At 34.1% G+C, this 13,273-nt stretch carries 17 protein-coding genes; 3 read left to right on the top strand and 14 right to left on the bottom strand.

Annotated features, from left to right (window positions below):
* Positions 1-237: 237 nt before the first annotated feature.
* The 12 genes from M2139_RS05545 to M2139_RS05490 form a co-directional block, all read right to left on the bottom strand.
* The gene (locus M2139_RS05545) at positions 238-582 is read right to left on the bottom strand and encodes an IS30 family transposase (protein WP_280737819.1); all 345 of its coding nucleotides are present in this window, start codon (positions 580-582) and stop codon (positions 238-240) included.
* A gap of 20 nt (positions 583-602) precedes the next feature.
* Positions 603-1,232 carry an IS30 family transposase gene (locus tag M2139_RS05540; RefSeq protein ID WP_280737818.1) on the bottom strand — a complete coding sequence of 210 codons (630 nt, stop codon included), beginning with the start codon at positions 1,230-1,232 and terminating at the stop codon, positions 603-605.
* Positions 1,233-1,328: 96 nt separating this feature from the next.
* Positions 1,329-1,865, bottom strand: a complete 537-nt coding sequence (locus M2139_RS05535; RefSeq protein ID WP_280737817.1) for an AAA family ATPase — start codon at positions 1,863-1,865, stop codon at positions 1,329-1,331.
* Between the two features lie 285 nt (positions 1,866-2,150).
* Positions 2,151-2,393 carry a hypothetical protein gene (locus tag M2139_RS05530; RefSeq protein ID WP_280737816.1) on the bottom strand — a complete coding sequence of 81 codons (243 nt, stop codon included), beginning with the start codon at positions 2,391-2,393 and terminating at the stop codon, positions 2,151-2,153.
* Positions 2,394-2,434: 41 nt separating this feature from the next.
* Positions 2,435-2,641: a helix-turn-helix transcriptional regulator gene (locus tag M2139_RS05525; protein WP_280737827.1), complete on the bottom strand. Its 207-nt coding sequence runs from the start codon at positions 2,639-2,641 to the stop codon at positions 2,435-2,437.
* Between the two features lie 340 nt (positions 2,642-2,981).
* A complete protein-coding gene (locus M2139_RS05520) occupies positions 2,982-4,007 on the bottom strand; it encodes a D-alanine--D-alanine ligase (RefSeq protein WP_280737815.1) in 1,026 nt (341 codons plus the stop codon).
* Positions 4,008-4,095: 88 nt separating this feature from the next.
* On the bottom strand, positions 4,096-4,755 hold the full coding sequence (gene mtnN, locus M2139_RS05515) for a 5'-methylthioadenosine/S-adenosylhomocysteine nucleosidase (RefSeq protein ID WP_280737814.1): 660 nt from the start codon (positions 4,753-4,755) through the stop codon (positions 4,096-4,098).
* A gap of 21 nt (positions 4,756-4,776) precedes the next feature.
* Positions 4,777-5,853, bottom strand: coding sequence for a S66 peptidase family protein (locus M2139_RS05510; RefSeq protein ID WP_280737813.1), 1,077 nt, complete (start codon positions 5,851-5,853; stop codon positions 4,777-4,779).
* Between the two features lie 85 nt (positions 5,854-5,938).
* Entirely contained in the window at positions 5,939-6,787 is an 849-nt protein-coding gene (locus M2139_RS05505; protein WP_280737812.1) for a metallophosphoesterase family protein, read from the bottom strand.
* A 33-nt stretch (positions 6,788-6,820) separates the two neighbouring features.
* Positions 6,821-7,342 carry a GNAT family N-acetyltransferase gene (locus M2139_RS05500; protein ID WP_280737811.1) on the bottom strand — a complete coding sequence of 174 codons (522 nt, stop codon included), beginning with the start codon at positions 7,340-7,342 and terminating at the stop codon, positions 6,821-6,823.
* Positions 7,343-7,357: 15 nt separating this feature from the next.
* Positions 7,358-8,344, bottom strand: coding sequence for a GNAT family N-acetyltransferase (locus M2139_RS05495; RefSeq protein WP_280737810.1), 987 nt, complete (start codon positions 8,342-8,344; stop codon positions 7,358-7,360).
* 110 nt (positions 8,345-8,454) lie between these two features.
* Positions 8,455-9,522, bottom strand: coding sequence for a helix-turn-helix transcriptional regulator (locus M2139_RS05490; RefSeq protein WP_280737809.1), 1,068 nt, complete (start codon positions 9,520-9,522; stop codon positions 8,455-8,457).
* Between the two features lie 182 nt (positions 9,523-9,704).
* On the opposite strand from M2139_RS05490, the gene M2139_RS05485 reads away from it, so the two are divergent.
* From M2139_RS05485 to M2139_RS05475, 3 genes are all read left to right on the top strand, one after another.
* Positions 9,705-10,172, top strand: a complete 468-nt coding sequence (locus M2139_RS05485; RefSeq protein WP_280737808.1) for a MerR family transcriptional regulator — start codon at positions 9,705-9,707, stop codon at positions 10,170-10,172.
* Positions 10,150-10,767, top strand: a complete 618-nt coding sequence (locus M2139_RS05480; RefSeq protein WP_280737807.1) for an MBL fold metallo-hydrolase — start codon at positions 10,150-10,152, stop codon at positions 10,765-10,767. Before M2139_RS05485 ends, M2139_RS05480 begins: the two co-directional genes overlap by 23 nt.
* Positions 10,768-10,871: 104 nt before the next feature.
* Entirely contained in the window at positions 10,872-11,918 is a 1,047-nt protein-coding gene (locus tag M2139_RS05475) for a hypothetical protein (RefSeq protein ID WP_280737806.1), read from the top strand.
* A 63-nt stretch (positions 11,919-11,981) separates the two neighbouring features.
* On the opposite strand, the gene M2139_RS05470 is transcribed toward M2139_RS05475, so the two are convergent.
* Positions 11,982-12,353, bottom strand: a complete 372-nt coding sequence (locus tag M2139_RS05470) for an MmcQ/YjbR family DNA-binding protein (RefSeq protein WP_280737805.1) — start codon at positions 12,351-12,353, stop codon at positions 11,982-11,984.
* A 31-nt stretch (positions 12,354-12,384) separates the two neighbouring features.
* A complete protein-coding gene (locus tag M2139_RS05465; protein ID WP_280737804.1) occupies positions 12,385-13,233 on the bottom strand; it encodes an aldo/keto reductase in 849 nt (282 codons plus the stop codon).
* Positions 13,234-13,273 lie beyond the last annotated feature (40 nt).

Raw genomic sequence — 13,273 nt, 5'->3', positions numbered from 1 at the left:
TAGACGGTTGTCTATGTAGTTGTCAATCTTTTTATAACAAAATTAGTTAACCAGTATCTGTAAAGTGTTGCACTTTATTTTGACATCCGGGAGTTATATATTTGAGGCGCATGTCAATATTAAATGCAACATCTTAAGTAAATCTTAATAACATTCTTAATAGTTTTCATTATGCGATTTTGTTCCGCTTTTTCCAACGGTTTGTATGGAAATGCTTTTCATTGAATAACATTGTTTTCATGTTTTAGCGTATTCCAAACGGAATTTATGATTCGCTGACTTCCATTTGAATAACTTTCTTGGCCGATCATTGATTTCATTTGTTGATTGATCGATCTTTATCTGAGATACCTTGTTGAAATCTGTAGGCTTTGGAAAATACTCTCTGAGCAGCCCGTTGTGATATTCGTTTGATCCACGTTCGTGTGGCGCATATGGGTGCGCATAATACGTCTTAATACCATAGGTATTCTCCATGTATTTTACATTATGGAAGTTCACAAACTCAACTCCACGATCACAAGTGATTGATTTCACTCCAGTTGGATACATTTTAACGAGACGTTCCATTGCAGCCAACATGCAAGCACTGTCCTTTCGAGTCATTTTAATGGCCACATAGTGTCGGGATTTACGTTCAGCGAAGTAGCTAGACAAGTTTCTACACCACGCTTAGAAAGCACTGTATCAGCTTCCCAGTGACCAAAATCAGTTCGTAGAATAGTTGCTTCGGGCCGATCAGTGACCAATCGATTTTCGTAGAATTGCGGTGATGAAGTTTTCTTTAGTAATCTACCACTATATTTTCTACGGTATCTCTTCCCTTTCAGTCGCAGTTTCTTTATTGGAAACTTAATCAAACCAGAATAAATCCAGTTATAGATGGTATTTGTAGATACATTGATGCTACGTACACCATGAGCGATTTGTTCTGGAGAGTATTTTTTCTTCAGATATTTCAAGATGGTATTTGTATTATGTACTGTTGCTTTAGTAGTGGTTCCGCAGTTTCTTTTTCTCATGCTGGCCAAATTCCCAGCACTTGAAGCCTGGTAGCGCAATGCTGCCAGGCTGTTTGCTTTTCTCTCTTCACTGTTTCTCCGGATCTCTCTGGAAATGGTCGATCGATGCCGGTCTAAGCGCCGTGCTATTTCAGCTTGTGATAGGCCTTCGTCCAAGTATGCTTCTATTTTTCCGCGTTCTTCTGAAATCAATTGTTTAAAAAATACCATGAAATTAATTTCTCCTCATAAAAAGATTTAACACACCATTTGTCCTTTAAGTAAATGTATCAAGAAATATATTACTAAAATAAATCAGAAATGGAACTATCTAACTAATTGCTTCATTTCTTTTGAATTCAACTTTTCTATAATTTCAGTAGAAACTTCAAGAACTGTTCTGTTCTCATTAAAAACTTTATCTTCAATTGGAAAATCATTAAAAGTTTCTAAAATCTCGTTGATTCTATTTTTCCCCCACTCTGCTATATCTGGACTTCTTTTTTGAAGTCTTTCTATTAATATTTTTTTACTTACTTCTAGCTGGAAATGTTGAAGAGGAATTTGTTTTCGCTTTAATTCACCAATGATATCATCAAAAATATCAGACTTATATAAGCACATCGGAACAATGATGTCCCCGTGGTATTCATGATGTAGTTTCTCTAAAATTTGGACATTCCACTTTCTCCATTCAGGGTAATCCTGGAAATCACAATGCTGAATGGAGTCAGGTAGATTATGTTTGAAAAAACCACCAATGTTTTCTGGATCGTACAAAAAGGAAAGATCAAAATAATTGTTTAAAAATTCAGCTATTGTTGTTTTTCCAGATCCAAATGCTCCATTAATCCAAATAATCATATATTCTCACTCTCACTATTCATTATTCATTATTCATTAATTTAAATTATAACAAAAACATCCAACAAGAACATGCTGAGTGTTGCACTTTATTCTGACATGTAGGAGTTATATATTTGAGAGTTTTAATTGAATATGGTTCGTGTGCCAACCAAACTTGATACATAAATAATTACTTGGTTATCACAATCCTATCGAACCGTTGTGCTAACCAAGTAATTATATGATTTTTATAACTTTCTCTAGAAAATACTTTTGCTAAATAATAAATTAATGCTCGATAAGTTACTTTTCTCCATCTTTCTTATTGTAACCATCATCAACTCCGATTTTCTTTGCATAAAATAATCTTGCTAATGAAAATAAAATAATGCTGGAAATTAAAAGAACCCAGGTAAGGTTGAAATTCAATTCAAAATTTCCGGAATTTGGACTGAATTCTGATGTTACTATGGTTTGACAAGCTGCTAAAATCAAAATAACCGCTATAATGATGTTGCCGGTTTGTTCAAAAATTACTTTTTTCATAATAAACACTCCTTAACTATTTATATTTCTCTGTAATCATGTTATCTTATGGCTTCATCAAGCTCAAAAACTTTTCTAATCTCTACTTCTAATTCTTTAGCAATTTGAAATGCTAATAAAAGTGAAGGTGTATAATTCCCTTTTTCCAAGGAAACTATTGTTTTTCGAGACACACCTACCCTCTTAGCAAATTCTTCTTGTGTTAGCTTCTTTTCTTTACGAAATTGTTGTACCTTATTTACAATTATCATATGCACTCCTTGAAATGAGTAGTTAACTTCTCTTTTTATATTTGTAAAAAAATGCTCTACAATATAAACAAAAACACCCAACAGATAATTGCTGAGTGTTGCGATTCATTTTGGTATTTGACAATAGTTTTTGGATTAATTAACAATTTAATTTTTTCTGTAATTCAAGCTCAACAAACCTAGTCTCCATAGATTCGGCAGAATTCACTTGCAAGATAAGTGCTATCCAAAATAAATTTAATGAAAACCCCAGACCCTGAAGTTATTTGGATAACTGATGACTCTCATGCGAGAGATATTATTGGATGGCATTTTTTGCTACTACTTCCCCACTCTCTTATTTCCCCTGTACAGAAAGCTGAATGATTTTTTCGCATAAGCTTGGGTAATCAATACCAGCAGCTTGTGCTTCTTTAGGTAACAGGCTACATGGTGTCATGCCAGGTAAAGTATTAACTTCAATACAATAAATACGATCATTTTCATCGACGATAAAATCAACACGAGCATAAACTGACAAGCCAAGCTGTTTATACAGTTTGAAAGTAATTTCTTGCATTTCAGTTGTTAGTTCTTGAGAGATATCAGCTGGGCAAATTTCGGTAGCCGCATCAGCTTGATATTTGCTCTGATAATCAAAGAATTCAGCATTAGTAACAATTTCAATTGGCGGTAAAACTTGCTCACCTAAAACCCCCACAGAAAATTCTCTACCGATTACTTTTTCTTCGATTAAAATCTGTTTTGAGTATTTGCTAACTCGTTGAATGCTGGCTGTTAGCTCTTCTTTCGTATCCACTAGTTCCACGCCGATACTGGAGCCACCATCGATTGGTTTGACAACACAAGGTACTTGAATCGCTGTCAGATCGTCTTCTGCAGTAACTTCAGACCATTGTGGGGTAAGAATATTATGAAAAGTCATTAATTGCTTCGATAAAATTTTATCCATCGCTAATAAACTGCTGCTATAAGAGCTGCCTGTATAAGTGATGCCATAAATATCAAATAGAGCTTGCAACTTGCCGTTTTCACCAATACCACCATGCAAACCTAAAAAAGTACAATCAGCCGTTTGACAAATTTCTAAAATATTCGGTCCAACTAAAGCAATCTGACCAGCTTGTTTGGCTTTTAGCGCAGCTAAATCTGGTTCAACAGTCGGAATTTCAAAAGTATATTGTGTTTGTTTTAAATTTTGATAAGCATCAGCAAAATTATCGTAATTTTGTTCGCCAACATATAAATCAAGTAGCAGAACTTCGTGTCCTTTAGCAATTAAAGTATTAGCAATTTGAGCGCCAGAAGCTAAAGAAACATCTCTTTCCGTACTATAACCGCCAGCTAAAACAACAATTTTCATCGGTATGGCTCCTTTTTGTAATGATTTTAAGACTTCTCTTGATTATATCAAAAATATACGTTAGCAGGAATAAAACCATTTCTGCTATTTAATTAAGCAATAACTTCAACAAAATATCAGCAAGTTTTTCTGAAGCTTTTGTTTGTAAATCTTCTGTTGTATTAATCGCTTTTGCATCAGCTTTGTCACAAATCGCCCTTAAAGAGATAAAGCGAGTAGCTTTTAAATGGCAACACTGAGCGATAGCCGCAGATTCCATATCGACTGCTTGAACAGCAAATTCTGTTGCTATACTGTCCTTTACTTCTGCTTCTGTCACGAAAGCTTCCCCTGTTCCGAAAGTTGCGGCTTTTATATTGCTGTTAAGTTGTAGAGTTCTGTTTAAAAATTCTTGATCAGCGAAATAGTATAGTTGTTTAGGAAAATGTTGTTCAGATTGTTTTTTACGAACATCATAATGACAATATTTTTCGCCGACTAAAATATCGAAAATCTTTAGTGACTCATCAATGCCACCGGAAACGCCAAGATTGATGACAATTTCTGGCTGAAAATGCTGAATTAATTCACTGGTATAGAAAGTAGCATTCACTTTTCCACGACCGCAGCAAACTAGTTCTAGTTGATGCTCGCCATAAATGCAGCTATAAAAATTTCTTTGGTTAATTTCTTTAGTTTTAATAATTGTTAAATGCTTTAATAGAGCAGATAATTCCAATTCCATAGCAGCAACAATGCCGATTTTCATGATGTTCTTCTCTCCTTTCGTTTAATCAAAAAGCTCTTCTTCGAAAATAAGTTTGTTAGCAGTTGCGTCCACTCGCGTATAAATGCCATAAGGTAAAATACAACGTGGCGTTGCGTGACCAAAATTCAAATTATACAGGATTGACAAATCAGGATTAGCAATTACTTTCATTAAAACTTTCTTATATTCTTGATAGTAAGTTTCATCTTGTGGTTTACCCAATATAATGCCGCTAATGACTTCAAAAATTCCCTGTTCTTTTAATGCTAAGAGATACTTTTCGAATTGATTTGGAGCCGGCTTTTCTTCAGAAGTTTCTAAAAAAAGTATTTTGTTTCGCCACTCACTAAGTTCAGGAAATAAATTATATTTTTCGCAAATAGTTCGTTCATCAGAATAATGTGAACTAGTCAAAATATCATAAAAACTATCCAAACAGCCACCTAGTAATTTTCCTTCGAAACTTGCCTTTCCTTGCAATAGTTCAAAACCTTTTTCATCCCAATAAATGATTCTTTCTTGACCAATGGCAGCTGCTGAAAAGTCAGTTCTTTCTTCATACCATAAATTACTAGGCACAATTTCGGTTAATAATTCGGAGTTTTCTAAAAAAATTTCAAAGTGTTTTTTACTATAAGGCAGCATATCTGTAGAGATTTCAGCAAGATCCGTTATAAATGCTGGTCCATAATAAGTGGAAAGACCTAACTGATAAAACATTAAATGATTAATCGTTGTATCAGAAAAACCTGTAAAAATTTTCGGATTATTTTTTACTAAATGAATAAATTCTTGATCTTCCATTAAATAAGGTAATAAGCGATAAGTATCATCACCGCCAATGCTACAAATAATCCCTTTAATCGTTTCATCCGCAAAAGCAGCCTTTAAATCCGTAGCACGTGCTTCAGGATGTTCTTGTAAATAAGTAATTCCTTTTAAAGTATTAGGCATAAAAACTGGTGTTAAGCCAAAGTCTTTTAATCGTTTTTCACCAATTTTCAAATTATGTTGACAAAATTCTTCCCCTAACATACCACTAGATAAACTAACTATCGCTACTTTATCTCCTTGTTTTAAACGTGATGGCTTTAACATTGACTAACCTCCCTAAAAATTTTTAAAAAGTATTTCTTATTTAAGTTTACATAATATTATTATGAGTGAACTATATCAATTCTGCTTACTTTACTTGTAAATTTTTCAAAAATTCTGCAACAGTTGCTTGATAGTCATGCTCTTCATTTATTTTTTGTAAGACTTCAGTATTATGGGTATAAAGCTTGCCAGTCTCTAGAAGTTCTTTATATAAAGGCAAATATGGTAAATTAATGGCTTTTGCTCGCTGGTATTCCTTTTCAACATCATAGCCTACCCTCTTCATTTGAATATTAGTAATTCCGATTTCATCAACTTCAATTAAAGCATACTGCGCCCGTAAATTTGTTGAAAGTGGTTGCCAGTTAGAAAATGGTTGACCGACAGTTCCGGGGTTAATAATGATTTGGCCATTACTGCTATAACGGATTAGCTGCTGATGAGTATGAGCGTAAATTGCAACATCAATCGCTTTATTTTCAAAAAAAGCATCATAATTTGCTTGTTCATTAGCGGGATTTAATTCATTACCATAAGTTTTTGTTGGTAAATGATGAGCAAGCCCGAATCTTAAGTGATTGACTTTCTGCTCCACATATTTCGGTAAATGCTTAATTTTATCAAGTGATTCAGCCCTTAACCGCTCATATTGAGTTTTAACAAACATGCTCAGATAAATATCACTAGCATCGTTAACATCTATTTTTCCAGCTAAAACTTCTAAAAAGCTCTCTTCCCAATTGCCCATCACATAAACAGTTGGCTTGATTTCAGTGAATATATCAAATAAAGTTTGCCCAGCTGGTCCAGGCATGATTAAATCACCAACAAACCAATAATCAGTTACATTTTCCTTTTTAGCATCAGCCAAAACAGCCTCTAAAGCTGTTTGATTCCCGTGAACATCTGCAAATACAGCAATTTTATGATTCATATTTAACTTGCTCCTTTTTCCTTGATTCAACCTTTATAAATCAATCCAATAACGCCTAATGATAATATTTTCATCTTCTAAAAAGCGTTTATCTTCCAAAATACCACCAATTTTTTCAATCACTTTGGCGGAAGCCAGATTCTTATCATCACAAGTGATTAATATTTTATTCATTTGCTTCGTTTTTGCTTTTTTTAAAGCTAAAGTTAACATTTGTGTCCCATAACCTTTTTGTCGTTCTGTGGGCCTAATTGCATAGCCGATATGACCGCCAAAATCTAACAAATAATCATTTAACTCTAAGCGTAATTGCAAAATGCCAATGATTTTATTTGAATCCATCGCTATATACTGCTCTGCAGGTATCAAACCAGCAGTTAAAGTCTCTTTATTGCGATTTTTTTCAACGGCAGCAAGCCAATCAGTGATAGCAGGATAAGCTATTAAATTACCAGAACCAGGGATACCATTTGTCTTTTCGCCAAATTCTTCTCTGAAAGCAATTAGTTCAGCTTGATATTTTAAACTGGGAGAAATTAAACAAAGTTCTTGCATGCCATCACTTCTTTCTTAATTTACCATTATTTCACTGGGCGTTTTTACATATTCAAAAGTTTTAAAGTTCTTGTTTAACGGTTCAGCGAAAAAGGTTCCTTCCTGTTCAAGGATAAAACCACATTTTTCAATTAAGTTTCGTGAAGCTACATTTTCTTGGAAACAGTAAGCATAAACTTTAATGATTCCCCGTTGTAAAAGAAAATCACTAACAGCGGTAACGACTTCAGTCATCAGACCTTGTTTTTGAAAATCAGGATGTAAAACAAAACCTAATTCTTTAATTAAAGGATGATTATCTTCTGAATCAGGTAATACTGACAGATGACCAATGACTTTTTCGCTGGTTAAATCAACTAAAGCATAAACATTATTAGCTTTTATCAGTGATGTTAATCTGGCTTGCGCTTCTGTAATATTTTGATGATGCAACCAACCAGCATCTTCTCCTAAGCCATCAATCTGACTGTAAGCGAAGAAATCTACCAAATCTTTTTCTTGAAAGTTTCTTAGTAAGATTCTTTCGGTTTGTAAAGAAACAATATTTTTTTCATTTTCTAAATCTAACATCATCACAATTTCCGTATCATCTCTGCGACCGGTATCGTAAAAGCCCAAAGTTTGATAAAGTTGAAGAGCGGCTTTATTATCGGCTTCCACTGCTAAAGCCACCTGAGCCGAATCTCCTAATGGTTTAGTTTTGACATAAGCTAAAATCTCTGCTAGTGCTAATTTTCCATAACCTTTTCCTTGATGTTTTTGGTCAATCATGAAATGCCACATACCATGCAGATTTTTTTCATCAAAATAAAGCAAAACATAGCCTACTAATTGTTGCTGGCTGTAAATACCAAAGGCTTGACTTATATCACGATTTGCATAGGCATAAGCAAGACTTTTTTCAACAGGTGCTACATAATTTTTTTGTTTTTCAGAAACGCTTATTTTTAGAATTTCATCAATATTATCGCTAGTAACAGGAACTAAGGCTACTTTATTCATAAATGCGGCTCCATATTAATGCCCCTATTATCCCGTATAAATGGAGAGCTGTCTAGTTGAAAAAAATCAGCTTAACTGTTATCTGAAAACAGCTAAGCTGACTGAAATATTTAATTTTCCCCCTTAAAACTTGTTAATATATCTTGAAACTCAGCATCATCCTTTAAGAAATCATAAGAAGAATCATGGTGTAATTCATCAATAACAGAGCTAAACATCAATTGATTAAACTGATTCCCTTCATTAGATGAATTTTGTGAAAGGTGCTGATAAAGTTTCGTTTGGCTAGTTTGCCAAGGTTGTTGTAACTCAGTCAGTAGTTTTTTCAAATTTTTTAGAGCTATTGCTTTTTTTTGTTGCTTAATTGCGGCTTCAAACTGATAGTAATCATCGCTGTAGTCAGGGACTTCAAAAAGTGGCGCCAGCTGTACGGATAGTTGACGATAATAATCCGCTAAGTGTAGCTGCTTGCTTTGTAGGGCATTCTCTTTCAATAATTCTAAATTAGTTAAAACACTCATACAAGTTTGTAATAAATTTTCTTCTAAACATTGATAGCATGCTGCTGTCTTTTTCTGCTTTAAATAAAGCTTAGCTTGTAAATCTTTAGGTGAAACGATTACCGGTTGTAGTTGCACTAACATCGCTTCTGCTTGTGTAAAATCCTCTCTTTCAAGATAAATTTGAAAAAGCTGTGCTAAAGCTAGCTGTTGGTAGTTGGAATCTTCAGCCTTTACTAAATGAAGAAAATTCTTTTCAGCTAATTGTTGAATCTTTTCTACTAGCTGTGCTGTTTTATCTTGAGTTAAGCCAACCATTCCTTGCAAAAGGCCTGTTACATTATAGATTAAAGCTAAGTCGTTAGGAAACTCGTTGATTTTGGCTTCAATCGTTGTGACAACAGCTGCTAAGCCATCTACTTCAACTAAAGTTAACAATTTTCCAATAAATTCTTGAATTTCAATGGTAGTTAATTTTTCTTTAAAAGACAGTAAATGATTCACATCTGTGTCAAAAAGTCGTGCTAAAGCTGGTAATAATTGAATATCTGGACAAGTCAACCCTTGCTCCCACTTGCTGACTGCTGGTCCGCTAACACCTAAATGTTTAGCAACTTGCTCTTGCGTTAAATGGGCTTGCTTTCTTAATTGGCGAATTTGCTTACCTAAATTATTCATGGGAATCTCCCCTTCTTCCTATTCTTACCACTATTATGACAGCTCTCAACAAGAGAAACAATAACGTAACTTGCAAGTCCTTGATAAATGATTTAACAGATAGTTAAATTGTTGCTTGACTATGGAGGACGCTCCAATGTTATCATTTAGATACTTAAATAATGAAAGGCTGGTTTTCAAGCATGAATGACTTAACAATTAAAGAAGCAGCTAAATATTGCGATTTATCAATTGATAGCTTACGTTATTATGAAAAAGAAGGCTTAGTTTTACCTAAACGAGCTGAAAATGGTTATCGTTATTATTCAGAAATCGATTTGCGTCATCTGCGTTATATAGCAGTGATGCGCTATGCCCGATTTTCTATTAAAGAAATCAAATTTTTTATGAATCTTTTAAAAAGCCCGCCTTCTGAAAAATGTCATGAGGAAACCATTCAACAGTTTAAAGCTAAAAAAATCGAAATTGAAGAAACTATTCATTTTTATCAACATATCTTGAAACTTTTAAAAGTAATTCCCCAAACAATTCTTACAAATGAAGCCGAAGTCCTTGAAAGTCAAAATTTATTTGATAATTATATGTTAGAAATTTACCAAGAATATCAATTAATGGAGGAAAATCGTCATGCGCATACAAAAATATGGTAATTTAACACAAATCACTGCCCTTTCAGTAGTGAATTGTTTTCTCTATGAAGAGGAAAAGTCTTTAACTTTAATAGATGCTTTACATAAAGTTAGTGGTAAAAAACTAGTCAAATATTTATTGGCACAAAACAAACCTGTTGAAAATATTATTTTCACCCACGCCCACTCTGATCATCTTGGCGATGTACTTTTATTAAAAGAAAACTTTCCAAAGGCTACTTTTTATTTAGGAAAACGTGAAAATGATGTTTTGCAAAGCTCTGATTATGGTAATTTGACACCCCCAGCGATTGAAATCAACCATTTTCTTACTGAAAATGATCAGGTGGGTTCATTAACGGTTCTTGACTCACCGGGACACACTAAAGGTTCGATTTCTTTATACAATGAAGCAGCTCAACAGTTTATCGTTGGGGATTTAATTCAAAATATTGGGCGCACAGCTGTTGCTGGTGATAAGGTTTGGCAATTTCCTTTTGCGGCTTGGGCAACTTGGGATTATCAAGTGGCTCTTGAATCGGTGGAAAAACTTAGAAAATATTCCACCAAAGAAATTTTCTGTGGTCATGGTCAAGTCTTTACTAATTGGCCATAAAAATTAATTTTATTCAAAGTTGTGTCTTCCTCTCCGATATCTTTAGTTAAATATGATAGTATTAATTAATGATTTCTTCTATACTTATTAAGAGAGGAAAAATTATGAAGACTTTGAAACGAAAAATTTTAATCATTGGTGGCTCTGGCGCTTTAGGTAAAGAGTTAACCCACGCCTTAAATGATGTTTTTGGTGATTATTTAGAATTATATATTGGGGATTACGATGAAAAGCGTGGTATGCAAACCACGGCGGCAATGCCCCGAAGCAAATTTTGTTTAGTAGATGGTCGTAATTTGCAACAAGTCCAACAAGCAATCGTTGATATTGATTGTGTGATTGTTGCTTTTCGTCAAAAAGAACCAGTTATTCAAAAAGCTTGTTTTCAAGAAAAAGTAATTTGTATTGATCTTTGTGCTTTTCAAGCTTTTGCTGATAAGGTTCAACAGTTGGATGAGGAAAAAGATAGTTTATCTGTTGTTATGGCTGGCTTTTTCCCCGGCTTATCTGGCGTAATTGCGACTAGTTTAGCAGAAGAATTTGAAACGGTTGAAAAAGTTTCTGTCGGTTTATTACAAAATAGTCAAGCGCAAGCCGGCTCAACGGGTATTATGGATATGCTGAAAATTATCAATATGCCTTTAAATGAAAAAACAAAAGGCTTTACAAATAAGCGAGAAATGACCTTTTTCCATTCTAAATATCCTGTTTATGAAATTCAGCACGATGAAAAAGTTGTTTTGCAAAAGAAATTGCAACTTAAAGCCGTTCATTATTGGACCAGTTGGAATAATCCTAAGCTAAATAATATAGCTAGTTGGCTCGTTAAAAGAAATTTACTACTTAAATTTTCTAAATTATTTATTTTCTTTCAGCAACGTGAGAAAAAAGCTGATGAAGAACGGGCTTATTTGAATATTAAAGTCACAGGTACTAAATTTTCCGAGCGCCACTCTACTCAAATCGAAATTTCAGCGAAATCAGATTATAGTATGACTGCTTTTTACGTCGCGATGATTGCTGACAAAGCTTTTATTTCGAAAAAAGTCGGTGTTTGCTATCCTTTTGAAATGATGGAATTAAGTGATTTCAACTACTTTGATTACGACAGTTATTTTAAAATCAAACGTTATGAACGAGAATTATCATAAAATAATAAACCCCAGTGCTAAATTTGCTGCGTAAAATCAGCTTTAGCACTGGGGTTCTATTTATTAAAGCAATTCATCAATTTCTTTTTGAATTTTCTTAGTGAAGCTACTTTTAACCAATTCATAGGAATTTTTAATCATCTTTTGCAAAGCTTCTTCTGTAAAATCTTGTGTATCCAGATAAACACTATTCCAATGCACTTTATTAGCATAATAACCTGGTACCACTGAAGTGTAAGTTTCTCGTAAAATTTCATTTTCTTCCGGCTTACCTTTCACCGTTAATTGCATCTTACCTTCTTTATCGGTACCAATTCTACCGAAGTTTTTCCCTAATAAATCGTAGTATTCACATTCCCAGCTATCGCGATAATAAACTTCTGCTTTCGGCAAGCTAGCTGCATATTGATTTAAACTTTTAATTAAATTTTCCATCTCATTCCCTCTTCTCTTTAAAAAATTTCTACTATAAAACAGCTAAAGGTACTTTTTTGTTAGGTTTCGGGAAAATTTTATCAATTTCCGCAAAATCTTCAGCAGTTAGCATAATTTCTTGCGCTTTGATATTCTCTTCCACATGCTGCGGATTCCCTGATTGCGGAATAGCAATTGTTTGCCCATCACGAATACTCCAAGCCAGTAATAACTGAAAAATTGAAATCTGATACTTCTTAGCTAATTTTTTTAAGCTCGGCTGTTGCAATAGCTCATCTCCTAAAGTATCCCCTTGAGCAATTGGTGAATAAGCAATTAAAGGCAAATGATTTTGCTGTTGCCACGGTTGTAAATCAAATTCAATTCCGCGAGTAGCCAAGTTGTAAAGCACTTCATTGGTTTGGCAATTTTCACCATTCGGCAAAGAAAATAATGCTTGCATAGCACTAACATCAAAATTAGAAACACCCCACGCTTTGATTTTACCAGCAGCTTTGGCTTGTTCCATGGCGGTAATTGTTTCGCTTAAAGGAATCTCACCTGGCCAATGCAATAAATATAAATCTAAATAATCCGTTTGCAGGCGTTGCAGTGTCTGCTCAAGGCTGATGGGCAACTGCGTTTTAGAGGCATTCCAAGGATAAACTTTTGAAATTAAATAGAGGTCTTTTCTATTAAAAGCTTGAATGGCTTTGCCAACTAAAATTTCTGAGTTGCCTTCTCCATACATTTCAGCCGTATCAATGACAGTGGCACCTAATTCAATCCCTCTTTGCAAAGCAGCGATTTCTTGCTTTTCTGTAGCGACTGAGTCTCCCATATGCCAAGTTCCTAAACCAATCGGATTCACAAGCTGATTGCCTAATTTTACTTTCTTCATGATTTTCACCTTTTTCTACTATTCTATCCATCACTTATAT

This window comes from Enterococcus sp. PF1-24 (genome assembly GCF_029893325.1).
Taxonomy (GTDB): Bacteria; Bacillota; Bacilli; order Lactobacillales; family Enterococcaceae; genus HY326.
This window is presented reverse-complemented; position numbering and strand designations above follow the sequence as displayed.